This is a genomic window from Streptomyces sp. RLA012, from assembly GCF_056270325.1.
Genome location: NZ_JBWDPA010000002.1, coordinates 1,870,281 through 1,895,516, shown reverse-complemented (window position 1 = coordinate 1,895,516; position 25,236 = coordinate 1,870,281). Strand labels below are relative to the sequence as shown.

Genomic DNA, 25,236 nt, shown 5'->3' with positions numbered 1-25,236 from the left:
CCGGGCTCGACCCGGCTCGCGCGGTGTCCCTTGCGGAAGCGAGTCCCTACGGGTGTGCGATCTCGGTGATCACCTGGTCGTACCGCCGAACGACCCCGGTGAATGTCGAGTTCGGGTACCTCGGCTGCAGTCGGGCCAGGGCCGAGTCCACGAAGGCCCACATATCGCCGATGTCGGTGTTGGCGGCGAAGGTGGCGTGGGTCAGCGATTCGCCCTCCTCGGTTTCCACGTAGGCCTCGTACTTCTGCGCTTCGGTGGTGACGGCCATGGGTGTATCGGTCTCCTGGTTCGTGGCCTGCCGGGTGTCTTCGCTCTTGTCGTCCGCGGCGGCGGCTGCCTGCGCTGTCCCTGCCGTGGTGAGAAGCGCTGCCGCTGCGGCCGTGCCCGCGGTGCCCAGTACGGTCCGCCGGGAAATCTCTGACACGGTTTCTCCCCCTGTGCTGGCCCCTCCCGCTGAGAAGCCGCAGCCGACCATACAGTCAAGTCCCTTTGAATTAAGGGCGGTTGACGGATATATGCACCCTCACCCGCGCAGGATTCCCGGTCTGGAGCGACGGGTACCGGCGCTCCGCGACGACGTCTGCGCGGTGGTCATGTCGTGGCCGGGATGTCGAGTTCGGCGAGCAGGCCGCGCACGCGCTGTTCGATCTCGCTCCGGATCGGGCGTACGGCGTCGACACCCTGGCCGGCGGGGTCGTCGAGCTGCCAGTCGAGGTACCGCTTGCCGGGGAAGACCGGGCAGGTGTCCCCGCAGCCCATGGTGATGACCACGTCGGATGCCTGCACCGCCTCGGTGGTGAGGATCTTCGGGGTCTCGGCAGAGATGTCGATGCCCCTCTCCTTCATCGCCTCCACGACGGCCGGGTTCACGGTGTCGGCAGGAGCCGATCCGGCCGAACGCACCTCGACCCGGTCGCCGGCGAGGTGGGTGAGGAAGGCGGCGGCCATCTGGGAGCGGCCGGCGTTGTGGACGCAGACGAACAGCACGGAGGGAGTGGGCATGGCAGGTGTCCTTGCAGGTGGAGGGAGGGGTCAGGAGGAGGCGGGTTCGGGCTCGCCGTGCGGGACGACGACGTCTGCCGTAGGAGCCGTGCGAGCCGTACGTCCGTACACCATCGCCACGGCGCCCAGCCCGAGCGCGGCGCCGAGCAGTTGGGCCGTGATGAACGGAGTGATGGAGGCGGGCGCGATCCCGGCGAAGGTGTCGGTGAACATACGGCCGACGGTCACCGCGGGGTTCGCGAAGGAGGTGGAGGAGGTGAACCAGTAGGCGGCCCCGATGTAGGAGGCCACGGCGGCCGGGGCCAGGGCTGCGCGGCCGATGCGCTCCAGGCCGAAGACGAGCAGGATCAGTCCGGCGGTGGCGACGACCTCGCCCAGCCACAGGTGCCCGGCCGACCGGTCGTGGGTGGAGAACTTCACCAGCGGCCTGGCGAACATGGCGTCGGCCAGGACCGCGCCGCCGATCGCCCCCGCGACCTGCGCGGGTACGTACGCGGCGACCTCCCGCAAGGTCGGGCCGGTGTCGTCGCGGCGGCCGGTGAACCAGGCGGCGAGGGTGACCGCGGGGTTGAAGTGCGCGCCCGAGACCGGACCGAGCAGCGTGATCAGCACCCCCAGGCCGAGGACGGTGGCGAGGGAGTTGGCGAGCAGTCGCACACCGACGTCGGGCGACAGCTCGGCGGCCTGGATGCCCGATCCGACGACGACCGCCACCAGGAGGCCGGTCCCCACGGCTTCGGCGGCGACGCGGCGGCCGAGCGGCGCGCTCACGCGGTGGCCCCGGCGGTCTGCGGTGTGGTCAGGAACGCGGCGATCCGGTCCAGGACACCGGACAGTACCCAGTAGTACACCCACGTTCCGCGGCGCTCGCAGTCGATGAGACCGGCCTGCCGCAGCAGCTTGAGGTGGTGGGAGATCGTCGGCTGGGACAGCTCGAAGGCAGGGGTCAGCTCACAGACACAGACCTCTCCGCCTGCCCCGCGTGAGGCGATCATCGACAGCAGCCGCAGTCGCACGGGGTCGCCCAGCGCCTTGAAAACCTTCGCCAGTTCCCCGGCGCGTTCCTCGTCCAGTGGGGCGGTGGCCAGGCCCTCGCAGCAGGTGGCGTCCTGGCCGATCACCTCAAGCTCTTGTTTCGACATGCTTCTATGTTGACGTCTTTCGATTCAAGGCGCAAGGTTGCATCAATGAACGTCAATACAGGCCGTTCCGGGGTACCGCCCTACCCCGTCACCCAGGAGTGAGTCATGAGCGAACAGTCCACCGACCTGCGCGAAACGGTCCGCCGGCGGTACGCCGCGGCGGCCGTGCAGGTCACCGAGGGCGGCACCGCATGCTGCGGGCCCGAGCCGGTCGAGGTCGACGACAACTTCGGCTCCACCCGCTACGCCGCCGACGAGCGCGACTCCCTGCCCGCCGAGGCCGTCGCCGCCTCCCTGGGCTGCGGCAACCCCACCGCCGTGGCCGAACTCCGCGCCGGTGAGCGTGTCCTCGACCTCGGCTCCGGCGGCGGCATCGACGTGCTGCTCTCCGCCCGCCGTGTCGGCCCCACCGGCAAGGCGTACGGCCTGGACATGACCGACGAGATGCTCCGACTCGCCCTGGCCAACGCCGAGAAGGCCGGTGCGACGAACGTGGAGTTCCTCAAGGGCACCATCGAGGCCATCCCGCTGCCCGCGAACACGATCGACGTGGTCATCTCCAACTGTGTGATCAACCTGTCCACCGACAAGCCGGCCGTGTTCGCCGAGACCTTCCGCGTGCTGAAGCCCGGCGGCCGGATCGGTGTCTCCGACGTCGTCGCCGACGACGTGCTGACCCCGGACCAGCGGGCCGAGCGCGGTGACTACGTCGGCTGCATCGCCGGTGCGCTCTCCTTCGCCGAATACCGGGCGGGCCTGGAGGCCGCCGGGTTCACGGACGTCGAGATCGCCCCCACCCACTCCGTCGCCGACGGCATGCACTCCGCCATCGTCCGTGCCGCCAAGCCGCTGTCCACCGGCGCCTCGCCGGAGGCGGTGGAGGCGGTGGAGGCAGTGGAGGCGGCGGAGTCGGTGGACGCCTGCTGCGGCATCAATGCCTGCTGCACCACGGCGGAAACCGCCGTCGACTCTGCCCTGACCGTCACCGAGGCCAAGGCCGCGTCGGGCTGCGCCTGCCAGAACTGACACCACACCATCGCCATCACCATCACCATGACCATGACCATGACCATGACCATGACCATGACCATCGTCACGCTGCGACGTGGTGGAGGGGAACTCCCGCTCCGACGATGACGTCCGCGACGAGCGGCTCCGCCCCGAGTTCCGGGGCGGAGCCGCTACGAGGGAGCAGGACCGTGCGTCGGCGTCAACCGCAGCACAACGTCAGTCGGCGGTCATGCCGAAGGCCGGCTCAGGGCTGGACGGGCTTGCCGCGTCCCCAGCCCCAGTCGAGCCGGTCGGCGCCGGACTGGTTCGTCGTGGCGAGCCACGGCCGGGCGGGGTCGCCGGTCAGGGTCTGCAGCGAGTAGGTGTCGTCGGTGCGCAGACCGGGCCAGTAGACGGACCCCATCTTGAGCTGCCGGAAGGTGTCGGTGACCGCCTGGACGTAGTTGATGAAGTTGTTGTCGGGAGTCGGCTTGTTGTAGTCGAGCCCGGTAGTCATCGGGGCTCCGAACTCGTCGGCGACGGTCCGGCCCGCGCAGTCACCGATGCGCTCCTTGAGGTCGGCCACCCACTGGTCGTAGGTGGCGTAGTCCTTCCAGAAGCCGTAGTGGTGCAGCGACAGGTAGGTGCCCTTCAGCCGCGGGTCGGCGCAGACGGACGTGACGTGGTCGTTGTAGCCGGCGCCGCTGACGAACACCCGGTCGCGGGGGACCGACGGGTAGGTGGCCAGCCACTTCGCCGCGATGTCGGCCCACTCGGTGTCGGTGTAGCCGTGGGGCTCGTTCATCGGCTCGAAGTAGACCTGCTTGTCGTGCTTGTAGGCCTTGACCACGGTCTTCCACATGGGCCAGAAGGTGGCGGGGTCGTCGATGAAGCCGTCCTTGTTCGCCCCCGTGCCCTCCCAGTAGGAGAGGATGACCTTGAAGCCCTTGGCCGACGCCGCGTCGATGACCCCGCGGTAGGACTTCCAGTACGAGCCGTTGACGGTGTACGGGTTGATCGGCAGCCGGACGGTGTTGGCACCGAGGTTCGCGCGGAACGCCGAGATCACCCGGCTCGCCTTGGCGTAGGTCTGGGCGTAGCTGTCGGAGGTCGACAGTCCGGACAGCACGACCGGGTCGTCGGCGAAGTTGTCGCGAGGGTCGGCCCAGTTCACGCCCTTGAACTGGGTCGTGCCCTTGCTCGGCGCGGCGTAGGCGGGGCTGCCTGCGATGGCGGTGCCGCTGGTCCCGGCGATCAGCAACGCCACGAAGGCGGCGCGCAGTCTGGGGTTGAGGCGGGTGCCGGCGGAGGTGTTGCGCATCAGCGTGCCCTTTCAAGAGATGGCGATTCAGCACATGGCGGAGCCCGCGCGTGGCTGAGCGGCCGTCGGAAGGTGTACCGGGCCGGCGGACGGATGGTGTCGGCTCGCCGTCGATGGGCCCGGTGACGACCGGTGCTGCACCGGTGCTGCACCGGTGGCTCGGCATGAGGGGGTACGGAGTACAGGGGTAGGGAGTACGGAATTGCCGCGGGATGCGGGATGCGGGATGCGGGACTACGGGATGCGGGGTGCGGGCCCGCCCCGTCCGCGCGGGCGGCAGGGTTGCTGCCGCTGCCGCTGCCGCTGCAAGGGGAGGAGCCCCGCTCTTGGCCCTTGGGGCCCTAGGCGGGGGAGTTCCGGCCGTCGAACAGCCGGCCGATCCACCATCGGCGGCTCACGGCCGACGGCTCCCCCGCACCGTTGTCCCTCGTCCGCGGCGCTGAGGCCATCGTCTCCACTCCTCCCTGCTTCACCAGCCGCAACGCTGTGTTTACGTAAACATCCTTCGGTGAAGCGCCGCCCGGATCTTGCGACCGGAGCTGGACCCGAGGGGATGTTTACGCAAACATTGCGGCGCCGGAATCGTGGCACCCGGCACAGAGATCGTCAAGGTTTCCTGCACGTAACGTCGTTCGCGCTGTGCGACGGGTTCTCGGACCCGGGGCCGAGGGCGGCGGGAAGAGGGGCGCCCTTGGCCTGCCGGGGTGAACTACGCCGGGCCCGCGCACCAGGAACGTTCGATGTGCGGGGGCTGCCGTCGACGATGAGCGCCGGCGGGACCTGCCGGTCTCCGCCCTCGCGCACTCACGTACCGAGGTGGAAGCCATGCCCCGCATCCGCGGACCGGAGGGCGACGGCCGACCCGACGGCCGACGCGGCGGAACCCGGCCGTAGGGCTCCCTGGTCACATTGCTGACGGGCTGTCTGCTCCTGGGAACGGGCGGCTGGAAGCTCAACGGATCCGCGCGGCTCTCCGGCAACGACCTCCGGCCCACCCGGGCGACCCCGGACCAGGCAGGCTCGGCGGTCTTCCCCGTCCCGGTGCTCACCGACGGCTTCAAGGCGGCGTTCACCATCGTCATCGGCGGTGGTACCGGCGCCGACGGCCTCACCTTCGGCCTGGTGGACCCGGTCCGGGCCACCCCGAGCGCGCTGGGCGGCAACGGCGGCGGCCTCGGCTGGTCGGGCACCGGGCGTGGTGATCACCTTCGACACCTTCGACACCTTCGACACCTTCGGCAACGCCGACGATCCGTCCTCGAACAGCAACGCCAAGGACCCGTCCTCGAACTTCGTCGGCATCGCCACCGCGGAGGGTGGCAGCACCTTCACCTACGCGGCGACCAGCACCACCGTGCCCGCCTGCGCTCGGGACCGCACGCCGTGGCCGTCTCCGTCTCCGGCAGGACCATCACCGTGTGGATGGATGGACGGCCGGCAGGTGCTCCGCGTGACGGTGGCCTCGCTGCCTCCGGCCGCGCTGCTCGCGTACACCGCCGCCACCGGCGTGAAGACCGACGTTCACACGGTCCGGGACACGGTCATCACCGCGACCTCCTACGCCGCCCCACCGCCGGCGACGCGTCGATGAAAGGCGTCGGGGTGGTCGACGGAACGCTGTACCGATTCACCGGGGACCTCCAGCCGGGCGGCACCACCGGCGCGGACCCCGTGCCGGGTCAACGTGCTTCGACGAGCTCACGGACGACGAGCGGCTCCCGCACGGGGTGGCGGTGGCGGTACAGCCAGGTGATGTCGCGGCCGAACGACCAGACCAGCGACGCGAGCGCGAGGAGTACGGCGGCGGCGTTGCCCGCCAGGGGCAGGATCCCGGCGCCCGCGACGAGCAGCACGATCCCCTGCAGGGCCGCCACCGTCTTGCGCGCCATGCTGTGCGGAAGCGCCGCGTTCAGCCAGGGCAGCACCCGGGCCGCCGCCACGAACGCGTAGCGCATGGTGCCGATCAGCAGCACCCAGGGGCCGAGCGACATCGACACGTAGACGCTGAGGACGAGGATCAGGAACGCGTCGACCTCCATGTCGAAGCGGGCGCCCAGCGCGGTGGAGGTGCCGGTGCGGCGGGCGACCTTGCCGTCCACCCCGTCCAGGATCAGGGCGACGGCGGTCAGTCCGACCAGCAGGCTGACCGGGGGCGAGCTCTGGAAGGAGTCCGCGACCAGGGCGGTGACCCCGCCGACCAGGATCGCGCGGCCGAGTGTCACCCGGTTGGCGGGTCCGAAGGAACGGGGCCTTGAGCGGCGCAGGGCGCGGGTCAGTACAGCCCAGGTGGCGATCGCGAAGGCCAGACCGGTCAGCCAGCCCGCGGGCCCCATCCCGATCGCCGTGCCCAGCAGAGCCAGCACCAGGAGCTGCAGACCCGCTCCCACTGTGGTCTCCTGCGCCAGGAGCCTCGCGTCGTACGTGTTGTTCAGGGCCACCGCACATCCTCCGGCCGTATGACAGAGTCGATCAACGCCGCGTACAGTGCGCGGCTTGTCACTGGTCCGTACGTGAAGATCTGCTGATTCGTTCAGGGGGACGCTCATGGAACTCACAGCTCGCGCCTTCTGGCTGAGCTCGCCCGGCCACGCCGAGATACGCGAGGTCGCCTTGCCGGCCCCTGTCGAGGGGGAGGTGCTGGTGCGCACGCTCTACTCGGGGGTGAGCCGGGGCACCGAGACCCTCGTCTTCCGTGGCGGCGTACCGGAAAGTCAGCATGCTTCGATGCGTGCACCGTTCCAGGACGGGGATTTCCCCGCTCCGGTCAAATACGGCTATTTGAGCGTTGGCCGGGTGGAAGAAGGCCCGGCGGGTCTGCTGGGCCGCACCGTCTTCTGCCTGTATCCGCACCAGACGCGGTACGTCGTCCCGGTGAGCGCCGTGACCGTCGTACCGGATTCCGTCCCCGCCGCGCGGGCCGTGCTCGCCGGGACCGTGGAGACCGCGGTGAACGCCCTGTGGGACGCCGCGCCGCTGGTCGGCGACCGGATCGCGGTGGTGGGCGGCGGCATGGTCGGCTGCTCCATCGCCGCGCTCCTCGCCCGTTTCCCCGGCGTACGCGTCCAGCTCGTCGACGCCGACCCCACGCGCGCCGACATCGCCCGCGCCCTCGGCGTGGACTTCGCGCTCCCCGCGGACGCCGCCGACGAGTGCGACCTCGTCGTGCACGCCAGCGCCACCGAGGCCGGGCTCACCCGGTCGCTGGAACTCCTCGCCCAGGAGGGCACCGTCCTGGAGATGAGCTGGTACGGCGACCGGCGGGTCAGTCTGCCGCTGGGGGAGGCCTTCCACTCACGGCGGCTGGTCGTGCGCAGCAGCCAGGTGGGTTCCGTTTCGCCGGCGCGGCGGGCCAGTCGGACGTACGCCGACCGGCTGGCGCTCGCCCTGGAACTGCTCGCCGAGCCCGCCTTCGACGCGCTCGTCACCGGTGAGTGCGACTTCGCCGAACTGCCCGACGTGCTGCCGAAGTTGGCCTCCGGATCGATACCCGGGTTGTGCCATCGCGTCGTCTACCAAGACGTTTGAGCGCTGGACAGCCTGCCTGACCTCCAAGGACTGCAAAGAAAGGGGAACGGGCAGCTGAACAAGGAGAACGGGGCAGCCGTACTACACGGCATGGTCCCGGCAGGGGATCAGACGTGCCGCACCTGGAGGGTCGTCCGTTGTTCAGCATCACCGTCCGCGATCACCTGATGATCGCCCACAGCTTCCGTGGCGAGGTCTTCGGACCCGCGCAGCGCCTGCACGGGGCGACGTTCCTGGTGGACGCCACGTTTCGCCGCCCCGAGCTGGACGACGACAACATCGTTGTCGACATCGGTCTGGCCACCCAGGAACTCGGCGCCGTCGTCAGCGCGCTGAACTACCGCAATCTCGACAACGAGCCGGACTTCAAGAACACCAACACCTCGACGGAGTTCCTGGCCAAGGTCATCGCCGACCGACTCGCCGAGCGGGTGCGGGCCGGCGCCCTCGGCGAGGGTGCCCAGGGCCTCACGGGCATCACGGTCACCCTGCACGAATCGCACATCGCCTGGGCGAGCTACGAGCGTGCGTTGTGACCGACATGACCACGGACCAGGCGTCCTCCAGGGCCGGCCGGCCCTTCCCGAACAGTGGCCAGGCCGCCATGAAGCATGACCAGACCTCCCTGAACTACGTGCCCGTACAGCACCCGGCTCTCAAGAACGCCGAGATCATCCCCATGTCCCTGCGCTCCGTGCACTTCGTCATGCCCGGCGGTGTCGACGACCTGGCCACGCCGAGCGGCGGCAACGCCTACGACCGGCGGCTCTGCCTGGACCTGCCCGGCTTCGGCTGGCAGGTCCACAAGCACGCCGTGGCGGGCAGCTGGCCCCGGCCACAGGCCGCCGCCCGTACGGAACTCGCCCGCACGCTCAGTGAGTTCCCGGACGACACGGTCGTCCTCCTCGACGGGCTCGTCGCCTGCGGTGTCCCCGAGATCATCGTCCCCGAGGCCGAGCGGCTGCGTATCGCCGTCCTCGTGCACCTGCCGCTCGGCGACGAGACCGGGCTCGCGCCCGCCGTGGCCGCCGAGCTGGACGCGAAGGAGCGGACGACGCTGCGGGCCGTGTCGGCCGTCGTCGCCACCAGCGACTGGGCGGTACGGCGGCTCGTCGCCCACCACGGGCTCGCCCCCGACCGGGTCCATGTCGCCACGCCCGGCGCCGACATCGCCCCGATCGCCTCCGGCACCGACGGCGTCTCGCGGCTGCTGTGCGTCGCCGCGGTCACCCCGCGCAAGGGCCAGCACCGGCTGATCGAGGCCCTCGCCACCGTCACCGACCTGCCCTGGAGCTGTGTCTGCGTCGGCGGACTCACCCAGGACCCGGCGTACGTCGCCCAGCTGCGGGCGCTGATCGAGAAGTACGGGCTCGGCGACCGGCTGCACCTCGCCGGAGCGCAGGCGGGCGCCGAACTCGACGCGAGCTACGCGGCGGCCGACCTCATGGTCCTCACCTCGTACGCCGAGACGTACGGCATGGCCGTCACCGAGGCGCTCGCGCGCGGGATCCCGGTGCTGGCCACGGACGTCGGCGGGCTCCCCGAAGCGGTCGGGCGCGCGCCCGACGGCGGGGTCCCCGGCATCCTCGTACCGCCGGAGAACCCGGCCGCCCTCGCGACGGAGCTGCGTGGCTGGTTCGGCGAGGCCGATGTGCGGCGCCGGCTGAAGGCCGCCGCGCGGGGGCGCCGGGCCGCACTGGGCGGCTGGGCGACCACGGCCCGCAGCCTGGCCGGTGTACTGGGACGACTTCCGGAGCAGCCTCGGAGGGCGGCATGAGCATGACAGCTACTCCCTCGGGGGTTCCGGGACGGGGCGTGTCGGAGGTGGGCGTGCAGGGTGGTGTGTCCGGGGTACCGGGGCAGCGCGCGGGCGCGCCCGACGACGACGTGCCCCGCTACGCCCCCCAGTGGCTCCAGCTGCGCGAGCCGGCGGACGCCGCGGCGCGGGCGCCCGAACTGCTCGACCCGCTGCGCATCCGGCTGGCGAACCGGCCGGTGCGCGGCGGCGACCTGGTGATCCACGACCTCGGCTGCGGCACCGGCTCCATGGGCCGCTGGCTCGCTCCGCGTCTCGACGGCGCCCAGCACTGGATCCTGCACGACCGGGACCCCTATCTGCTGCACTTCGCGACCGTGGGCGCACCGCGCGCGGCCGCCGACGGCAGCAAGGTCACGGTCACCACCCAGCGCGGCGACATCGGTCGGCTGACCGCGGACGCGCTGACCGGGGCCTCGCTGGTGACGGCGTCCGCCCTGCTGGACGTGCTGAACCGCGAGGAGATCGACCGGCTCGCGGCGGCCTGCGCGGGGGCCGGAGTCCCGGCGCTGCTGACGCTCTCCGTCGTGGGGCGTGTCGAGTTCACCCCGGCCGACCCGCTGGACGCCGAGTTCGCCGAGGCGTTCAACGCCCACCAGCGGCGCGGCGAGCTGCTCGGCCCGGACGCGATCACGGCGGCCTGCGAGGCCTTCGACCGGCACGGCGCGACGGTACGGGTGCATCCGAGTCCCTGGCGGCTCGGCGCCGCCGAGGCCGACCTCACGGCGGAGTGGCTGCGCGGCTGGGTCGGCGCGGCCGTCGAGCAGCGCCCTGCGCTCGCCGCGAGCGCAGAGTCGTATCTGCAGTCCCGTCTCGCGGCCTGCGCCGCGGGTGAGCTGCGTGTGCTGGTGCACCACAGCGACGTACTGGCGCTGCCCAGGCCGACGGGCGGTGCGGTGTGAGCACGGGGGTTGAGGCGATGGGGGCGCCGGTCGGCGTGGACGCGGACACGGCCCGTGCGCACGGCACGGCGACCGCCGTGCTGGTGCACGACGACGCGGACCTGATCCAAGTGCGCGACGAGGTGACCGCGGCGGATCCGGTCCCGGCCGGTGGCGCGGCCGAGCTCATCGGTGCCCGCCCGGCGGCGGACTCCGACCGCGGCAGGCTGGCGGTCATACCGGCGCGCGGCGAGACCACGCGGGGTACGTCGACCTCGGTGCCGGCCGGCACCGAGACGGACTCGACGCCCGTACGGCGCGATACGGAGACGGAGACGGATTCGGCCCCCGCTCGGCGTGACGCCGAGGCGGGCCACGCCTCGCGGGGGTCCGATGTGGGCCACGCCTCGCACGAGGCCGGCCACAGTTCCACTCAGGTCGAGGGGGCGCGCAAGGCAGGGCCCCTGCGTGGCTTCCTCACCTCCCGTCTCATCCGTACCCACCTCGGGTCCGTCGCCGGTGTCGCCATCCTCGGTGTGCTGCTCTGGCGACTGGGCACCGGTGTCTTCCTGGACGGACTGCGGCGGGTCGACGGCCCGACGCTGCTGGCAGGGCTGGGACTCGGGCTGATCACCACGGTGCTCAGCGCCTGGCGCTGGTGTCTGGTGGCACGGGGGCTGCGCATCCGGCTGCCGCTGGGCGCGGCCGTCGCGGACTACTACCGGGCGCTGTTCCTGAACGCGGCGCTGCCCGGCGGTGTCCTCGGCGATGTGCACCGTGCGGTACGGCACGGCCAGAGCGCCGGGGACATCGGCCGCGGTGTACGCGCGGTGGTCCTCGAACGGACCGCGGGCCAGGCGGTGCTGGTGGCCGTCGGCGCGGTGGTCCTGCTCACCCAGCCGTCACCGGTGCTGGCCGACGCCCGCCGGTTCGCCCTGATCCTGGTGATCGTCTCGGTCTGCGCGGTCGTCACGGCGGGCGCGGTCCGCAAGCGCAGGGCGTCGTCGTCCGGCCCGTCCCGGCGGCACCGGGCCGTCCGCGCCGCGCTCACCGAAGCGCGGGGCGCGCTGCTCGCCCGCGGCAACTGGCCGGGCGTGCTGATCTCGTCGGTCGCGGTGCTGGTGGGACACCTGGCGATGTTCCTGCTCGCCGCCCGGGTCGCCGGATCCACCGCGTCCGCGGCCGTGCTGCTGCCGCTGGCGCTACTGGCCCTGCTCGCCATGGGGCTGCCGCTGAACATCGGCGGCTGGGGCCCCAGGGAAGGCGTCATGGCCTGGGCCTTCGGCGCCGCCGGGCTGGGCGCCGGCATGGGCCTGAGCGTCGCCGTGATCTACGGAGTGCTCAGCTTCGTCGCCGCCCTGCCCGGCGTCGTGGTCCTGGTCGTCCGGTGGGTCGCGGCGCTGCGGCGCCCCCGGGAGGAGAACGCAGGAGGACACGATCAATGCCGAGGATCAGCGACCACCGAAGTTCACGCCCCCGAGGTTTCCGTGCCGGTGCCGGTGCCGGTGCCGGTGCCCGAGGCCGCGGGCAGCGTCTTCGCCGTCATCAAGGAGAAGTACGCCCCGAAGGCGTCGGTCAGCCCCGCCAGAAGTTCCTTCCCCTTTTCGGCGGAGGCCTTCGAAGGACGGCCGATCACGCCGGACTCGGTATAGCCGGACATCCCGAGGGTGAGCAGATGACGCCGGTCGTCCGCGATGAAATCGGCGGTCTCGTAACCGGGTTTGACCAATTCCGGATGCGTGTGCAGAAGAATGGAGGTCTCGATTTCCCCGGCGTGCATATCGGTGAGCAACGAGGTCTCCACGCCTGCCCGTTCCCGCGCTGCCTCCCAGTCCTCCATGGCCGGGAAAAGCGCCATACGCGTACCAGTGCCGACGGATTCCTGAACCACGTTTCCCAGCACGTAGTTTCCGCCGTGCCCGTTGACCAGCACCAGGGTGTCGACGCCGGAGTGGCGCAGCGACGCGGCCATGTCGCGTATCACGGCGTGCAGCGTGGCGGCGGAAATGCTCACGGTCCCCGGCCACGCCGCGTGCTCGTGGGAGCAGGAGACCGTCACCGGAGGAAGAAGATGGACCGGATGAGCTGCGGCGATCTCCCGCGCGACGGCGCATGCGACCAGGGTGTCCGTCGCCAACGGAAGGTAGGCACCGTGCTGTTCGAAACTCCCGACCGGAAGCACGGCGACCTCACGGGCGACACCGGCCCCCCGCTCCCGTACATCCTCCGTGGTGTCTGTCGGCAACAGACCGGACACCGCCGAGCGCGTTCCCGAACCACTCATGTTTCACGGCCTTTCGACTCTGCTTAGGAACCAGATCATGACAGATAACTTTGGAGTACTCGCCGGGACCGCACGCCTCACAGGTGTCGAACGAGTCGTGAATGCCCCTTTGCCCACCGTGTACGGCGATTTCCAGGCGCTCGGCTTCCTGGACCACGATCGCGGAGAGGAGCAAGTGGCCCTCGTTTACGGCGAGGTCGGTGACCTGAGCGGCGACGGGAAAGACGCCGCGAAGGAAGGAGTCCTCACCCGGCTCCATTCGGAGTGCCTCACCGGTGACGCGTTCGGGTCCGCGCACTGCGAGTGCGGCGACCAGCTCGCCGCCGCGCTGCGCGCCATCGTCGCGGAGGGGCGCGGCGTCCTCGTCTACCTCCGCGGTCACGAGGGGCGCGGCATCGGGCTGCTCGCCAAGCTGCAGGCGATGAAGCTGCAGTCGGAGGGCCTCGACACCGTCGAGGCGAATCTCGCCCTGGGCCTGCCGGTCGACGCCCGCGACTACCGGGTCGCCGCCGACATGCTGCACGACCTCGGCGTACGGTCCGTGCGGCTGCTCTCGAACAACCCGCGCAAGCGGGAGTCGCTGGTGCGCAACGGCATCAAGGTCGCCGAGCAGGTCCCGCTGCTGATACCGCCGTGCCCGCAGAACATCACCTATCTGCGCACCAAGCGGGAGCGGCTCGACCACTTCCTGCCGCACCTGGACGTGGTGGCTTCCCACTCGTCCTGAGCGCGGGGTGCTCTCCCAGGGGTACGCGGGAAGGTCACCCGGACGCGCCGGCGGTGGTGAGACCGGTGCGCACGGGGAAAGGTACAAGGGATGACCGACGACGTCCTGTACCTCTCCGGGGACCGGGTGACGGAGCTGCTGGACACCGATGCGGCGATCGCCTCGCAGCGCGCGGCGTTCACCGCGCTCGGTGACGGCACCGCCGAGCTCCCCGGCAAGATCATGCACCCCAGCCGTTTCGACGACAGCGTCGTCTTCGCCTACCTGGCCCGGTTGTCCGCGGACACCGGGGCCGTCGCCAAGTTCGGCAGCGTCAACCCGGCCAACGCGAAGGCCGGGCTGCCGACCGTGCACGCCGTGATCAACGCGCTCGACCCGGTGACCGGACAGCTCGCCGCCGTCATGGACGGCACGGCGGTCACGACCCTGCGCACCGCCGCGGCGAGCGCCGTCGCCTTCGACGTACTGGCCACCGCCGACAGCGCGGAGCTCGGTCTCCTCGGCTCCGGCGTCCAGGCCCTCGCCCACGCGCGGGCCGTCGCCCGGGTACGGGAACTGCGCTCCGTACGGGTGTGGAGCCCGAATCCGACCCGCCGGGCGCGGGCGGCGCGGCGCCTCACGACGGAACTCGGCGTCGCAGCCCAGGCGGTCGAAACGGCCGAGGAAGCCGTCGCCGGACTGCCCATGGTCGCCGCCTGCACGCTCAGCAGTACGCCCGTCGTACGGGGTGCGTGGCTGGCGCCGGGGTGCACGGTCGTCAGCGTCGGCTCCTTCGAGCCCACCCGCAGCGAGGTCGACCCGGAGGTCGTACGACGGGCAGCGGCGGTGGTGGTCGACGACTCGGAAACGGCGGCGGAGCACGCCGGGCCGATCGTGGACGCGCTGCGGAACGGAGTGCTCAGCCGCGAGGACCTGATCCCGCTCGGCGGCGTCCTCACCGGCAGCCACACCGCCCGCTCCCCCCGCACCCACGCCGACGACATCGTCTTCCACACCAGCGTCGGGCTCGGCGTCCAGGACGCCGCCGCGGCCTGGGCCGTGATCGCGGCGGCTCGTGCTGCCGACGAGGCGCGCCGATGACCGGGGCGGCGCGGGTCGTCGTCATCGGCGGCGGGGTGATGGGCACGAGCATCGCCTACCACCTGGCCCGCGCGGGCGTACCGGACGTGGTGCTCGTCGAGCGGGACGAACTCGCCTCCGGGTCCACCGCGCGGGCCGCGGGCGGGGTCCGGGCCCAGTTCTCGGACGAGCTGAACATCCAGCTGGGCGCGCGCAGCCTGGAGGCGTTCGCCCGGTTCGGTGAGGAGCTGGGCCAGGACATCGGGCTGCACCGGGTCGGCTATCTGTTCCTGCTCTCCACGCCCGGGGAGGTCGCCGCCTTCGAGGACGGGATACGGCTGCAGAACGCGCTCGGGGTGCCCAGCCGCCTGATCGACCCGGCCGAGGCCCGGCGACTCTCCCCGCTGATCACCACCGACGGACTGCTGGCGGCGGCCTTCTCCCCGGACGACGGGCACTGCACACCCGAGTCCGTCGTCCAGGGCTACGCGGCCGGGGCCCGCCGGCACGGCGCGACCCTGCTGCGGCACTGCGAGGCCACCGGCATCGAGACGCGCGGCGACACCATCACGGCCGTGGTCACCAGCCGGGGCCGGATCGCCACCGACACGGTCGTCTGCGCGGCGGGTGCCTGGTCGCGGGCGGTCGGCGCGATGGTGGGCGTGGACCTCCCGGTCGAGCCGCTGCGCCGCCAGATCGCCGTCACCGAAGCCGTCCCGGGACTGCCGCCCGACCTCCCCATGACCATCGACTTCACCACCAGCCTCTACTTCCACACCGAGGGCCCCGGCCTCCTCCTCGGTATGTCCGACCCCGACGAGACCCCCGGCTTCGCCACCGGGACCCACGACCGCTGGATCCCGCGCCTGTCCGAGGCGATGGAGCGCCGCGCCCCGGCCCTGCTCGACCTGCGCCGCACGGGCGGCTGGGCGGGCCTGTACGAGATCACCCCGGACCACAACGCGCTGATCGGCGAGGCGGGTTCGTGCTCACGGTTCCTGTACGCGACCGGGTTCTCGGGCCACGGCTTCCTGCAGGGCCCGGCGGTCGGCGAGGTGGTCCGCGATCTGTACCTGGGCCGCGTACCCTTCGTCGACATCAGCCCCCTGAGCGTCGAGCGCTTCACCGCCGACGTCCCGCGCCCGGAGGTCAACCTCGTATGACCGAGCTCCACTTGTGGCTGCGCCACGAGACCCGTACGACCGAGCGGCGCACGCCGATCGTGCCCTCGGACGCCCGACGGCTCGTCGACAGCGGAGTGACACTGACGGTCGAGGACTCCCCGCAACGGGTCTTCCCGATCGAGGCGTACGAGGAGGCCGGCTGCCAGGTCGCGAAGGCGGGCTCCTGGGTCTCGGCGCCGCCGGACGCCGTGGTCGTCGGGCTCAAGGAACTCCCGGACGACGCCGCCGAACTGATCCACCGTCATGTCTTCTTCGGGCACGCCTACAAGCGGCAGCCGGGCGCCGAGGCGCTGCTCCGCCGTTTTCTCGCCGGGGGCGGGGCCCTGCTCGACCTCGAATACCTGGTGGACGACGACGGGCGCAGGCTCGCGGCCTTCGGCTACTGGGCCGGATACCTGGGCGCGGCCCTGGCGGTGCTGCAGCACCGGGGCAGTCTGAAGGCCCCGCTGCGGCCCACCTCGAAGGAGGAGCTGGACGCGGAGCTCGCCGCGAGCACGGGGGAGGTACGGACCCTGGTCATCGGCGCCCTCGGGCGCAGCGGCCGGGGTGCGCGGGTCGCGCTGGGGGTGGCCGGGGCCGAGCCCACCTGCTGGGACCTCGCCGAGACCCGTGATCTGGACCGGGCGGCTCTGCTGGAGCACGAGTTGATGGTCAACACCGTGCTCACCACCCGTCCGATCCCGCCCTTCCTCACGGACAAGGACCTCGACGAGCCCGGCCGCCGGCTGCGCACGCTGTGCGATGTGACCTGCGACGTCGGCTCCCCCATGAACGTCCTGCCGATCTACGACACCACCACGGAGTGGACACACCCCGTCCGCCGCATCCGTGAGAGGCCCGCCCTCGACCTGATCGCCATCGACAATCTGCCCTCCCTGCTGCCCCTGGAGGCGAGCGTCGACTTCTCGGCGGCGCTGCTGCCCCAGCTGCTGGACTTCGGGGCCGGCGGACCGTGGGGGCGCTGCCTGGACCGGTTCCACGACGCCTGCCGTGAACTCGCGGCCCGGGAACCCCAGCAGGAAGCCCATGAAGCTCGCAAAGCCGAGAAAGCCGAGAAAGCCGAGAAAGCCGAGAAGGGGGAGTCGCGCGATGTCTGAGGTGACGGCCGTGAGCGGCACCGTGCACTGGATCGGCGCGGGCCTGTCCACCGGCAGTGGTCTCGCCGCGACCTGCGACGCCGCCGCCCGCGTACGGCTGTGGCACCGCACCGAGGAGCGTGCGGCGCGGAGTCTGGCGGCGCTGGGGCTGGCCGGGCGCGCCGAGCCCCGTGCCTTCACGCTCGCGGCCCTGACCGCCGAACTCGCCCCGGGAGACGTCGTCGTCTCCATGCTGCCCGCACCCGAACACGCCCCGCTGCTCGCCGCCTGCATCGAGCGCGGCGCCCACTTCGCCTGCTCCAGCTATGTCTCGGACGCGGTGCTGGCCCAGGTGCCCGCGGCCGAGGCGGCGGGGGTCGTGGTGCTGACCGAGTGCGGGCTCGATCCGGGCATCGACCATCTCTTCGCACACAGCCTGATCGCCCGCGCCGAGGCCGCGATCGGCGCCGAGTCGGCCGCCTCGTACCGTTTCACCTCGTACTGCGGTGGCGTGCCGGCCGTGCCGAACGACTTCAGGTACCGGTTCAGCTGGGCGCCCGCGGGGGTTCTGGGCGCCCTGCGCTCGCCCGCCCGCTACGTCGAGGACGGTGCCGAGACCACCGCCGACCGCCCCTGGGAGGTCACCCGCCCGCATCTGATCGACGGCGAGACCTTCGAGGTGTATCCCAACCGCGACAGCGTCCCCTTCATCGGCCAGTACGGGCTTCCCGATGCCTGGAAGCCGGAGACCTTCGTGCGCGGCACCCTCCGCCTCGACGGCTGGCTCCGGGCCTGGGACGCCGTCTTCGAGGAGCTGAAGGCGGGCGACGACCGGAGGATCGCCGACCTGGCCCAGGAGTTGGCGGCTACGTACCCGACGACCGACGCGGACCGCGACCGTGTCGTCCTCGCCGTCTCGCTGGACGTACGCGGCGCCTCCGGCAGGACCTGGTCCGGTCGCTGTCTCCTGGACCTCGTGGGCACCGCCGAGGAGAGCGCCATGGCCTTCTGCGTCTCCCGCACACTCGCTCTCGGCGTCCGTCACATCCTCGACGGCTCGCTGCCGCCCGGCCTCGGCCGCGCCGCCGAGACGGCCCGGCGGTCCGAGGAGTGGCTGGCCGAACTCGCCCTGGACGGAATGGAGTTCGCCTTCAGTCCTGCACCGCCTCGTGGATGAGCCGCTTGAGCTCGGGATAGATCGAGTGGGACGAGGTCGGGCGGACCTGGGTGTAGAACTGCACCGTCATGTCGTGGCGCGGGTCGACCCAGAAGGTCGTACTGGCCACCCCGCTCCAGCCGAACGCGCCCTCGTTGGACGGTGACCGGGTGATCCCGGAATCGACCACGACGGAGACGCCGAGGCCGAAGCCGAGGCCCGCGTTGCCGGGTTCCCGGTGCAGGGCGCTGCCGAAGGTGCGGCGGTCGGCGCCGCCCGGCAGATGGTTGGAGACCATCGTGTCCACGGTCTCGGGCCGCAGCAGCCGGACCCCGTCGAGTTCGCCGCGGCGGCGGAGCATCTCCATGAAGCGGTGGTAGTCGTGGGCGGTGGCCACCATGCCACCGCTCCCCGACAGACAGCGCGGACGGCCGTGCAGCGGGAGTCCGGCGATCGGGGTGATCCGGCCCTCGGCGTCCTCCCCGTAGAGCTCGGCGAGCCGCCCCGCCTGCTCCTTGGTGACGCAGAACCCGGCGTCCGCCATGCCCAGCGGGCCGAATATCCGCTCGGCGAAGAACTCGTCGAGGTCCTGGCCGGACACCACCTCGATGAGACGGCTGAGGACGTTCGTGGACACGGAGTAGTTCCACTCGGTGCCCGGCTCGAACTGCAGCGGCAGCCCGGCGTACACGTCGCAGGTCTCGGCAAGGTTCGCGCCCGGCGGCACCGACGACTCCAGACCGGCGTCGCGATAGAGCGCGTCGACCGGGTGCGAGTGGTAGAAGCCGAAGGTCAGACCCGAGGTGTGGGTCAACAGGTGCCGGATCAGCAGGGGTTGCCCGGCCGGCCGGGTCCTGGTCCCGGAGCCGGATCCGTCGACGTACACCCGCGGGTCGGCGAAGGCGGGGAGGAAACGGGCCACGGGGTCGTCGAGTCGGAAGCGCCCCTCTTCCAGAAGTATCAGGGCGGCGACCGAGGTGACGGGCTTCGTCATCGAGTAGATCCGCCACAGGGTGTCGGTCTCGACGGGGAGTTCGGCCGCACGGTCGCGGCAGCCGTACGTGGTGAGGTGTGCGACCCTGCCGTGCCGGGACACGGCGACGAGGTACCCGGGCAGCCGGTGGTCGTCGACCAGATGGGCGAAGTGCTGGTCCAGGCGGGCCAACGCCTTCGGATCAAGGCCGGCCTCGCGCGGCTCGACCTCTTGTCGCAGGTGTCCCATGGCTCTCCTCCGGACTGCGGCTCTCGGACTCGCTCGCCCTCATCGTCTCGTACGGGCTTCCGCGGCGTCGTCGGAGGGTCGGCGCGTCGGGGGGATCGGGGCGGCGTCGGGGCCGGGGAGCCGCAGCGCCGACAGGGCGCCGATCGCGGTGAGGGCCGCGAGGACGGTCAGCGCGGGGCCCAGGCCGACGCCGGCCACGCTCATCAGCGTGGTCGCGACGGCCACACCGATCGTCGGCCCGACGTTCATCGCGGCCCCAGCGCGGCGCCGACCGCGGCGGAACCGAGCAGGCGGGGCGGCACCAGCGGGCTCGTGGCGCGCCGCTCGTGCCGTACGAACGCGGCCGCCGCGGCCGTGACCACGACTGCGCCGAGCACGGTCGCCGTCGTCCAGCCGGTCTCCGGCAGCGCGACGAGCGTGCGTACCAGAGCCACCAGGGTCACCGCGAGCAGACACGCGCCGGGCAGGTCGAGTCCGCCGGATGAGTCCCTGTCCCGAGCCGTGTCCCGCACGGCGAGTGCCAGCGCGCCCATGACCAGCGCGGGCACGACGTTGAGGAAGAAGACGGCCCGCCAGCCCACCTGGGTGACCAGCGTCCCGCCGAGCACCGGACCGGCCGCGGCCGCGAGACCGATGGCGCTGGTGCGCAGCGCGATGGGCATGCCGAGCCGGTCGGGCGGATAGGCGGCGCGCAGCATCCCGAGTGTGGCGGGCTGCAGCAGCGCGCCGAAGACCCCTTGGGCGACCCGCAGTGCGACCACCCAGCCGATGCCGGGTGCCAGACCGATCCCCGCCGAGGTCGCGCCGAAGCCCAGCATCCCGGCGGCGAAGACCTGGGGGTGGCCGTAGCGGTCCCCGAGCCGCCCCGCGAACACCAGCAGGCTCGCCACCGCGATGAGATAGCCGGTGCTGGTCCACTGGACCTGGGCGAACGACGCGTCGAGGTCGCGCCGCAGTGTGGGCTGCGCGACCGTGAGGACGGTGCCGTCCAGGGCGACGATCACGGCCCCGAGGACGCTGCCCGCGAGCGTGAGACGACGACGGACGGGTGGGCTGACGGGGTTCACCGCTCCTCCGGCCCGAGATGCGCGTCCAGCGCGGCCCGCAGCAGGGGTACGAAGTCGGTGGCACCCGTGGCGAGCGGGAGGCTGCCCCAGCCCCACAGCTGGGCGATCCCGTGCAGGTTCGCCCACAGCGCGCCCGCGACGACCGGCGCCTCGGCCTCGGGCCGGACCCGGCGGACGAGGTCCACCAGCGTCCCGAACAGCGGCAGACTCGTCTCTCGCAGCCCCAACCGGTCGCTCCTCAGCAGATCATGACGGAACATCAGCTCGTACATGCCGGGGTTGGCCAGCGCGAAGTCCAGATAGACCCGCCCCAGCGTCGTGAGCTGGGCGCGGGGGCTCGCCGCGCCGTCGCCCCGCGCCTTCGCCGCCCTGGCCCCCAGGTCGGCGAAGCCCCGGCGCGCGATGGCGGACAGCAGCTCCAGGTGGGTCGGGAAGTAGCGGCGCGGGGCCCCGTGCGAGACACCGGCCCGCCGGGCGATCTCCCGCAGGGTCAGCGCCTGCGCGCCCTCCTGGGTCACCAGATCGACGCCCACCTCGATCAGACGGGCCTTGAGCCCGGCCTCCTGTTCACTCATAGACACTGTCTACCACCTGCCGTAGACATTGTCTACTCGGATCCGGCGGAGTGTCGGAATGCGGAATGTCGGAATGTCGGACACCCCCGGGGCGTTGGTCACGACATGACTCAGGACGCGACGCAGGACGCACTCCTCAAGCTGCTCTCCGAGTACAAGGGCGGGGTGCTCGTCACCCTCAAGAAGGACGGCCGCCCCCAGCTGTCGAACGTCACCCACGCCTACTACCCCGACGAGCGGATCGTCCGGGTCTCGCTCACGGACGACCGCGCCAAGACCCGCAATCTGCGCCGGGACCCGCGGGCCTCGTACCACGTGACCAGCGAGGACCGCTGGGCGTACACGGTCGCCGAGGGCACCGGCGAGCTGACCCCCGTCGCCCGGGACCCCCACGACGAGACCGTCGAGGAGCTCGTCCGGCTCTACCGTGCCGTCCAGGGCGAGCACCCCGACTGGGACGACTACCGTGCCGCCATGGTCCGCGACCGCCGTCTCGTGCTGCGGCTCCACGTGGAACGCGCGTACGGCATCCCCCGCGGCCGCTGACCCGCTCCGCTCGTTTCGCGGACGGGCCGTCACTTCACCGGAATCCGACTACCGTTGATCAGGACGATGTCGGAAGCGGGGGAGTGCGCCACATGCTGGATCCCATCTCGTTGGCGGCCGTCTCGGCGGTGCTCGGGTCCGTCGGATCGGGAATGGCCAACGAAGCGGGCAGGTGGGCCTGGGAGTCCGCGGGCGGGCTGGTACGCAGGATCGCGGGGCGGGAGGTCGCCGCGCCGACGAACCCCGAGCAGCTGACCGCTGTCGCGCACCTGGTGCACGAAGGGGTGCGCAGCGACCCGCAACTCGCCCACGCCTGGCTCCTGTTCGCCCAGGGGCAGGGAGCGGGCAGGCCCGCGGCGGGGTCCGGAGCCGGGGCTGCGGCCCGGCCACGGTCGGAGCCGCCCCGCCTGCCGCCGTCCGTCCGGTTCTTCACGGACCGTCAGGAGGCCCTGAAGACACTCGACAAGGAGGTCTCACGCGCCTTCGACGGCAGCCCCCGGGTGGCTCTCCTGCACGGCCGGGAGGGCATGGGCACCAGCACGCTCGCCGTGCACTGGGGCTGGCGTCAGGCGGCCCGCTTCCCGGACGGGCAGCTCTACGCCGATCTGCGCGGCCCCGGCGTGCGTGACGCCGGAGCCGTCCTCAGCTCGCTGCTGCGTCAGCTCGGCCTCCCCGACGAGGAGATCCCGCCCGCCGCCGAGGACCGGGCCGACCGCTACCGACGCCACGTGGCAGACCTGCGCCTGCTGCTCGTCCTCGACCACGCCCACTCCGCCGCACAGATCCGGCCCCTGCTGACCTCCGCGCCCGGGATGTTCACCGTCGTCGTCACCCGACACCCCTTCACCGGAGTCGACGCCCTCCCGGTCCAGGTCGGCCCGCTCGCCGAGCGGGACGCGGTCCGCCTGCTCACCCAGCTGGTCGGCAAACCCGCGATCACCGCGGCCAAGGCCGCGCTGCCCTCCGTACTGGACCGCTGCGGCGGCTCCCCGTACGCGTTACGGGCCGCCGCGCCCCGCCTCTCGGGGCTCTCCGGGGAGGTCCCGTCGGTGTCCGACAGCGATCCGGTGCGTGCCGCGGCCGAGGACTCCTACCGGTTGCTGACGCCCGCCGCGGCCCGGGTGTACCGGCTGACCGGCCTGTACGACTGGCCGGCCGTCGACGCCGCGACCGCCTCCCGCGCGGCGGACATCGAGCGGACCGAGGCGGCCGGGCTCCTGGCGGAGCTGGCCGACGCGCTGCTGCTGGAGCGCACCGCCGACGGACGCTACCGCTACCGGCCCGTCGTCCGCGCGCACGCCGAAGCCGCGGCGGCCGCCACCGACGGCATCGCCGCCTGCTCGGCCGCCGTCTCCCGGACCGTCCAGGGATATCTGCAGCTGGCGGTCGGCGCCGCACAGGCGGCCCTCCCGGAGAGCTGGCGGGTCCCCTCCGGAACCTCGCCGGTCTCCTTCACGGACCGGGGCGAGGCCGTCTCCGCCCTCGCCACCGACGCACGCAATCTCGTCCAGGCGGTGCACGCGGCCGAGGAGTTCGGCGATCACGACACCGTCGTACGGCTCTGCCAGACCCTGTGGCCGCTCCAGCTCAAGGCGGGCCACCACGACCTCCTGCTGCCCGCCCTCCGCCTCGGCGCCCGCACCGCCGACGCCCACTTCCCCGGCACCCGCACCGCCGGCGCGCTGCACGCCCAACTGGCGCACACCCTCACCGAGTTGCGCCGCTGGGACGAGGCCGAGCCGCAGGCGCGCGCGGCGGCACGGGACGAACGGGCGGCCGGGCACCTCCGCGGGCACGCCTCCGCCGTCGAGTTCCTGGGCCTGCTCCGGCTCAGGCAATGGCGCTGGCAGGAGGCGTACGACTGCTTCGAGGAGGCGTACGGCATCCTCGACGGCATCGGTCCCGACGACGAGGGCGCTCCCGATCTGCCACGCGCCCGCGCTCTGCTGGAGCGTCACCGAGGGCGCGCCCTGCGCGGTCTCGGCCGCCGCGAGGAGGCGCGGGAGCGGCTGGAGCGCGCGCTGCGCTTCTTCCGGGAGAGCGGGGAGACGTACAACACCGCACGCGCCCTCACCGATCTCGCCGAAACCCACCTGGACGGCGGCGAGTTCGCGGCCGCGCTGCCCCTCGTCGACGAGGCGATCGCGGGCCTCGCACGGGAGAAGGCCGCGTATCAGCTGGCCCATCTGCGGACGGTGCGCGAGCGCTGTCTCAACTCCGGCCGCCCTCAGGGGTGACCCGGACGCGGTGGAGCGTGCGACCGGTGCGCACGGTCAGGACCTCCCCGACCAGCTCGTCGGGCGATTTGCCCGCCGCGAGCCAGGCGTGCAGGGCGGAGGCGTACGCGGCCGGATCGGCGTCCGCCGTGCCCTCCGCCGTCATACCGAGGAGATCGCCGGCGCGGGTGCGGACCGTGCAGCTGTCCGGGCCGGTGACGTAGGCGGCGAGCGCGCACTCCGGGAGGCGGCCGAGGACCTCCGACGTCCACCGCGCCGGGGAGCCGAAGCGTGGGTCGAAGGCATCGGATTGGCGGAACACGACGTCGGCCAGGGCGAGTTGGGCGGGATCGCGGGTGTCCTCGTGCACCGCCGTGTGCACCTCGCCCGTACCGGCCGGCCCGGGTCGGGGGTCCGCGTGCCGTACGACCGAGACCTCGCCCGAGCCGAGCAGCCGCGTCAGGACACGCAACGGCGCGGTCCGGGACGGGGGCTCGTACGGCGGCAGCGGGAGCGGTGCGAGGAGCGCGGGCGCGTCCGGCTCCGGGATGCCGATGATCCCGTAGAAGAGACGGCGCAGCCGGGCCGCCGACTCGCCGGGCACGGAACTGGTGAAGGCGGCGGGGCCCGGCAGCGGGCGGTGGGTGTCGAGCAGCGACTCCAGCTGCGGGAGAAGCGGAGACGTGGAGTCGAGCCGCGGCGCCTCCCGCAGGAAGTCCGAGACGGGTGCGGCGGGGTCGAGCGCCGACAGGGGTGCCGCTCCGAGGAGTACGGGGGTGCCGAGCGCGGCGGCGTAGTAGGTGACCGAGCCGTGGTCGCCGATGACCGCGTCCGCCGCGAGCAGCGCCTGCCGCCAGCCCTCCAGCGGGTCGATCAGTGTCAGTCCCGCGCGACGCGCCCGGTCCAGCCAGGCGCGGAGCTGGCCCGGGCCGTGGCCGTGCCAGATGTTGGGGTGCAGCACGGCCGCGAGCCGGTACTCGTCCGCCGCGAGTTCCGCGGTCAGGCGTGGCAGCAGGGAGGGAAGTACGTCATCGCCGCCGCCGTCCCCGAAGAGGGACTCGGGGTTCCAGGTGGAGTTGAGGACGATCAGCCGCTGGCCGGTCCGGACGCCGAGCGCGCGACGGTAGCGGTCGCGGTACGGGCGGGCCGCCAGCATACGGTCGTAGCAGGGGTCCCCGGCGAGCACGGCGGTCGGCGCCGCCTCGGGGCAGACGGCGCGCAGGCGCTCGTACTGCTCCGGATGCGACAGCACGAGCGCGTCGGCGAGGGGCACCCCGTCCTCGTCCAACAGCCACTCGGGAGCCAGCCCGAACACGGGCACCGGCTTCCGGCTTCCGGCTTCCGGCTTCCGGCTTCCGGCTTCCGGCTTCCGGCTTCGCGAGCCTCTTAGTGTAGCCCACACCATGAGACAATACGGTCAACTTGCCGGAAAATGCCCGGAGTTGGC

24 protein-coding genes and 2 pseudogenes are annotated in these 25,236 nt (G+C 72.1%); 14 read left to right on the top strand and 12 right to left on the bottom strand.

All coding sequences use genetic code 11. From position 1 onward, the window contains the following. Positions 1 to 46: 46 nt before the first annotated feature. From RV986_RS08965 to RV986_RS08950, 4 genes are all read right to left on the bottom strand, one after another. A complete protein-coding gene (locus tag RV986_RS08965; protein WP_475916880.1) occupies positions 47 to 424 on the bottom strand; it encodes a hypothetical protein in 378 nt (125 codons plus the stop codon). 167 nt (positions 425 to 591) lie between these two features. Continuing rightward, a complete protein-coding gene (locus tag RV986_RS08960; RefSeq protein WP_475916879.1) occupies positions 592 to 1,002 on the bottom strand; it encodes an arsenate reductase ArsC in 411 nt (136 codons plus the stop codon). 30 nt (positions 1,003 to 1,032) lie between these two features. Further along, positions 1,033 to 1,773 carry an aquaporin gene (locus tag RV986_RS08955; protein ID WP_475916878.1) on the bottom strand — a complete coding sequence of 247 codons (741 nt, stop codon included), beginning with the start codon at positions 1,771 to 1,773 and terminating at the stop codon, positions 1,033 to 1,035. Next, complete coding sequence (locus tag RV986_RS08950) at positions 1,770 to 2,144, bottom strand: ArsR/SmtB family transcription factor (protein ID WP_475916877.1); 375 nt, start codon at positions 2,142 to 2,144, stop codon at positions 1,770 to 1,772. Before RV986_RS08950 ends, RV986_RS08955 begins: the two co-directional genes overlap by 4 nt. Positions 2,145 to 2,249: 105 nt before the next feature. On the opposite strand from RV986_RS08950, the gene arsM reads away from it, so the two are divergent. Further along, positions 2,250 to 3,170 (top strand): arsenite methyltransferase, encoded by a 921-nt coding sequence (arsM, locus tag RV986_RS08945; protein WP_475916876.1) that lies wholly within the window; start codon positions 2,250 to 2,252, stop codon positions 3,168 to 3,170. A gap of 229 nt (positions 3,171 to 3,399) precedes the next feature. On the opposite strand, the gene RV986_RS08940 is transcribed toward arsM, so the two are convergent. After that, positions 3,400 to 4,455 carry a glycoside hydrolase family 5 protein gene (locus tag RV986_RS08940; RefSeq protein WP_475916875.1) on the bottom strand — a complete coding sequence of 352 codons (1,056 nt, stop codon included), beginning with the start codon at positions 4,453 to 4,455 and terminating at the stop codon, positions 3,400 to 3,402. A 1,195-nt stretch (positions 4,456 to 5,650) separates the two neighbouring features. On the opposite strand from RV986_RS08940, the gene RV986_RS08935 reads away from it, so the two are divergent. Then, a complete protein-coding gene (locus RV986_RS08935) occupies positions 5,651 to 6,046 on the top strand; it encodes a hypothetical protein (RefSeq protein WP_475916874.1) in 396 nt (131 codons plus the stop codon). Positions 6,047 to 6,134: 88 nt separating this feature from the next. Here the strand turns inward: RV986_RS08935 and RV986_RS08930 are convergent, their stop codons facing one another. Continuing rightward, positions 6,135 to 6,893 carry a CDP-alcohol phosphatidyltransferase family protein gene (locus RV986_RS08930; protein WP_475916873.1) on the bottom strand — a complete coding sequence of 253 codons (759 nt, stop codon included), beginning with the start codon at positions 6,891 to 6,893 and terminating at the stop codon, positions 6,135 to 6,137. Between the two features lie 106 nt (positions 6,894 to 6,999). Here RV986_RS08930 and RV986_RS08925 point away from each other — a divergent pair, with 106 nt between their 5' ends. The 5 genes and pseudogenes from RV986_RS08925 to RV986_RS08905 form a co-directional block, all read left to right on the top strand. Beyond that, on the top strand, positions 7,000 to 7,980 hold the full coding sequence (locus RV986_RS08925; protein ID WP_475916872.1) for a zinc-dependent alcohol dehydrogenase: 981 nt from the start codon (positions 7,000 to 7,002) through the stop codon (positions 7,978 to 7,980). A gap of 137 nt (positions 7,981 to 8,117) precedes the next feature. After that, on the top strand, positions 8,118 to 8,516 hold the full coding sequence (locus tag RV986_RS08920) for a 6-pyruvoyl trahydropterin synthase family protein (RefSeq protein ID WP_475916871.1): 399 nt from the start codon (positions 8,118 to 8,120) through the stop codon (positions 8,514 to 8,516). A 68-nt stretch (positions 8,517 to 8,584) separates the two neighbouring features. After that, a complete protein-coding gene (locus tag RV986_RS08915) occupies positions 8,585 to 9,757 on the top strand; it encodes a glycosyltransferase family 4 protein (RefSeq protein ID WP_475924222.1) in 1,173 nt (390 codons plus the stop codon). A gap of 2 nt (positions 9,758 to 9,759) precedes the next feature. Beyond that, the gene (locus tag RV986_RS08910) at positions 9,760 to 10,698 is read left to right on the top strand and encodes a class I SAM-dependent methyltransferase (protein WP_475924221.1); all 939 of its coding nucleotides are present in this window, start codon (positions 9,760 to 9,762) and stop codon (positions 10,696 to 10,698) included. A 17-nt stretch (positions 10,699 to 10,715) separates the two neighbouring features. Then, positions 10,716 to 11,981: pseudogene (locus RV986_RS08905) on the top strand (lysylphosphatidylglycerol synthase transmembrane domain-containing protein); the annotation flags it as partial. Between the two features lie 164 nt (positions 11,982 to 12,145). On the opposite strand, the gene RV986_RS08900 reads toward RV986_RS08905, so the two are convergent. Then, positions 12,146 to 12,961, bottom strand: a complete 816-nt coding sequence (locus RV986_RS08900; protein ID WP_475916870.1) for a creatininase family protein — start codon at positions 12,959 to 12,961, stop codon at positions 12,146 to 12,148. A gap of 37 nt (positions 12,962 to 12,998) precedes the next feature. Here RV986_RS08900 and ribA point away from each other — a divergent pair, with 37 nt between their 5' ends. The 5 genes from ribA (at position 12,999) to RV986_RS08875 (ending at position 18,184) form a co-directional block, all read left to right on the top strand. Beyond that, complete coding sequence (gene ribA, locus RV986_RS08895) at positions 12,999 to 13,688, top strand: GTP cyclohydrolase II (protein WP_475916869.1); 690 nt, start codon at positions 12,999 to 13,001, stop codon at positions 13,686 to 13,688. A 90-nt stretch (positions 13,689 to 13,778) separates the two neighbouring features. Continuing rightward, the gene (locus tag RV986_RS08890; protein WP_475916868.1) at positions 13,779 to 14,768 is read left to right on the top strand and encodes an ornithine cyclodeaminase family protein; all 990 of its coding nucleotides are present in this window, start codon (positions 13,779 to 13,781) and stop codon (positions 14,766 to 14,768) included. Further along, positions 14,765 to 15,910 carry an NAD(P)/FAD-dependent oxidoreductase gene (locus RV986_RS08885; RefSeq protein WP_475916867.1) on the top strand — a complete coding sequence of 382 codons (1,146 nt, stop codon included), beginning with the start codon at positions 14,765 to 14,767 and terminating at the stop codon, positions 15,908 to 15,910. Before RV986_RS08890 ends, RV986_RS08885 begins: the two co-directional genes overlap by 4 nt. Further along, positions 15,907 to 17,028 (top strand): saccharopine dehydrogenase, encoded by a 1,122-nt coding sequence (locus tag RV986_RS08880; protein ID WP_475916866.1) that lies wholly within the window; start codon positions 15,907 to 15,909, stop codon positions 17,026 to 17,028. Before RV986_RS08885 ends, RV986_RS08880 begins: the two co-directional genes overlap by 4 nt. After that, positions 17,021 to 18,184 (top strand): saccharopine dehydrogenase family protein, encoded by a 1,164-nt coding sequence (locus tag RV986_RS08875; RefSeq protein WP_475916865.1) that lies wholly within the window; start codon positions 17,021 to 17,023, stop codon positions 18,182 to 18,184. Before RV986_RS08880 ends, RV986_RS08875 begins: the two co-directional genes overlap by 8 nt. On the opposite strand, the gene RV986_RS08870 is transcribed toward RV986_RS08875, so the two are convergent. The 4 genes and pseudogenes from RV986_RS08870 to RV986_RS08855 all read right to left on the bottom strand — a co-directional run bounded on the left by RV986_RS08870 (position 18,159) and on the right by RV986_RS08855 (position 21,027). Continuing rightward, positions 18,159 to 19,385, bottom strand: coding sequence for a serine hydrolase domain-containing protein (locus tag RV986_RS08870; RefSeq protein WP_475916864.1), 1,227 nt, complete (start codon positions 19,383 to 19,385; stop codon positions 18,159 to 18,161). The two genes, RV986_RS08875 and RV986_RS08870, sit on opposite strands and share 26 nt — an antisense overlap. Before the next feature lie 39 nt (positions 19,386 to 19,424). Further along, on the bottom strand, positions 19,425 to 19,634 hold the full coding sequence (locus tag RV986_RS08865) for a hypothetical protein (protein ID WP_475916863.1): 210 nt from the start codon (positions 19,632 to 19,634) through the stop codon (positions 19,425 to 19,427). A gap of 5 nt (positions 19,635 to 19,639) precedes the next feature. After that, positions 19,640 to 20,452, bottom strand: a pseudogene (locus RV986_RS08860) (MFS transporter); the annotation flags it as partial. Continuing rightward, positions 20,449 to 21,027 (bottom strand): TetR/AcrR family transcriptional regulator, encoded by a 579-nt coding sequence (locus RV986_RS08855; RefSeq protein WP_475916862.1) that lies wholly within the window; start codon positions 21,025 to 21,027, stop codon positions 20,449 to 20,451. The gene RV986_RS08855 and the pseudogene RV986_RS08860, both read right to left, overlap by 4 nt. Before the next feature lie 105 nt (positions 21,028 to 21,132). Between RV986_RS08855 and RV986_RS08850 the strand changes: the two genes are divergently transcribed. Together RV986_RS08850 and RV986_RS08845 are read left to right on the top strand one after the other, a co-directional pair. Next, a complete protein-coding gene (locus RV986_RS08850) occupies positions 21,133 to 21,573 on the top strand; it encodes a PPOX class F420-dependent oxidoreductase (RefSeq protein ID WP_475916861.1) in 441 nt (146 codons plus the stop codon). 92 nt (positions 21,574 to 21,665) lie between these two features. Beyond that, positions 21,666 to 23,810: a tetratricopeptide repeat protein gene (locus RV986_RS08845; protein ID WP_475916860.1), complete on the top strand. Its 2,145-nt coding sequence runs from the start codon at positions 21,666 to 21,668 to the stop codon at positions 23,808 to 23,810. On the opposite strand, the gene RV986_RS08840 is transcribed toward RV986_RS08845, so the two are convergent. Then, complete coding sequence (locus tag RV986_RS08840) at positions 23,785 to 25,104, bottom strand: hypothetical protein (protein WP_475916859.1); 1,320 nt, start codon at positions 25,102 to 25,104, stop codon at positions 23,785 to 23,787. The two genes, RV986_RS08845 and RV986_RS08840, sit on opposite strands and share 26 nt — an antisense overlap. Positions 25,105 to 25,236: the final 132 nt, after the last annotated feature.

Excerpts from the sequence above, each read along its gene's own strand:
- RV986_RS08950 (WP_475916877.1), bottom strand. The coding sequence starts at position 2,144 with ATGTCGAAACAAGAGCTTGAGGTGATCGGCCAGGACGCCACCTGCTGC.
- RV986_RS08900 (WP_475916870.1), bottom strand. The coding sequence starts at position 12,961 with ATGAGTGGTTCGGGAACGCGCTCGGCGGTGTCCGGTCTGTTGCCGACA.
- arsM (WP_475916876.1), top strand. The coding sequence starts at position 2,250 with ATGAGCGAACAGTCCACCGACCTGCGCGAAACGGTCCGCCGGCGGTAC.
- RV986_RS08870 (WP_475916864.1), bottom strand. The coding sequence starts at position 19,385 with ATGGGACACCTGCGACAAGAGGTCGAGCCGCGCGAGGCCGGCCTTGAT.
- RV986_RS08850 (WP_475916861.1), top strand. The coding sequence starts at position 21,133 with ATGACTCAGGACGCGACGCAGGACGCACTCCTCAAGCTGCTCTCCGAG.
- RV986_RS08875 (WP_475916865.1), top strand. The coding sequence starts at position 17,021 with ATGTCTGAGGTGACGGCCGTGAGCGGCACCGTGCACTGGATCGGCGCG.
- ribA (WP_475916869.1), top strand. The coding sequence starts at position 12,999 with ATGACAGATAACTTTGGAGTACTCGCCGGGACCGCACGCCTCACAGGT.
- RV986_RS08855 (WP_475916862.1), bottom strand. The coding sequence starts at position 21,027 with ATGAGTGAACAGGAGGCCGGGCTCAAGGCCCGTCTGATCGAGGTGGGC.
- RV986_RS08885 (WP_475916867.1), top strand. The coding sequence starts at position 14,765 with ATGACCGGGGCGGCGCGGGTCGTCGTCATCGGCGGCGGGGTGATGGGC.
- RV986_RS08960 (WP_475916879.1), bottom strand. The coding sequence starts at position 1,002 with ATGCCCACTCCCTCCGTGCTGTTCGTCTGCGTCCACAACGCCGGCCGC.
- RV986_RS08910 (WP_475924221.1), top strand. The coding sequence starts at position 9,760 with ATGACAGCTACTCCCTCGGGGGTTCCGGGACGGGGCGTGTCGGAGGTG.
- RV986_RS08915 (WP_475924222.1), top strand. The coding sequence starts at position 8,585 with ATGAAGCATGACCAGACCTCCCTGAACTACGTGCCCGTACAGCACCCG.
- RV986_RS08845 (WP_475916860.1), top strand. The coding sequence starts at position 21,666 with ATGCTGGATCCCATCTCGTTGGCGGCCGTCTCGGCGGTGCTCGGGTCC.
- RV986_RS08865 (WP_475916863.1), bottom strand. The coding sequence starts at position 19,634 with ATGAACGTCGGGCCGACGATCGGTGTGGCCGTCGCGACCACGCTGATG.
- RV986_RS08940 (WP_475916875.1), bottom strand. The coding sequence starts at position 4,455 with ATGCGCAACACCTCCGCCGGCACCCGCCTCAACCCCAGACTGCGCGCC.
- RV986_RS08890 (WP_475916868.1), top strand. The coding sequence starts at position 13,779 with ATGACCGACGACGTCCTGTACCTCTCCGGGGACCGGGTGACGGAGCTG.
- RV986_RS08925 (WP_475916872.1), top strand. The coding sequence starts at position 7,000 with ATGGAACTCACAGCTCGCGCCTTCTGGCTGAGCTCGCCCGGCCACGCC.
- RV986_RS08880 (WP_475916866.1), top strand. The coding sequence starts at position 15,907 with ATGACCGAGCTCCACTTGTGGCTGCGCCACGAGACCCGTACGACCGAG.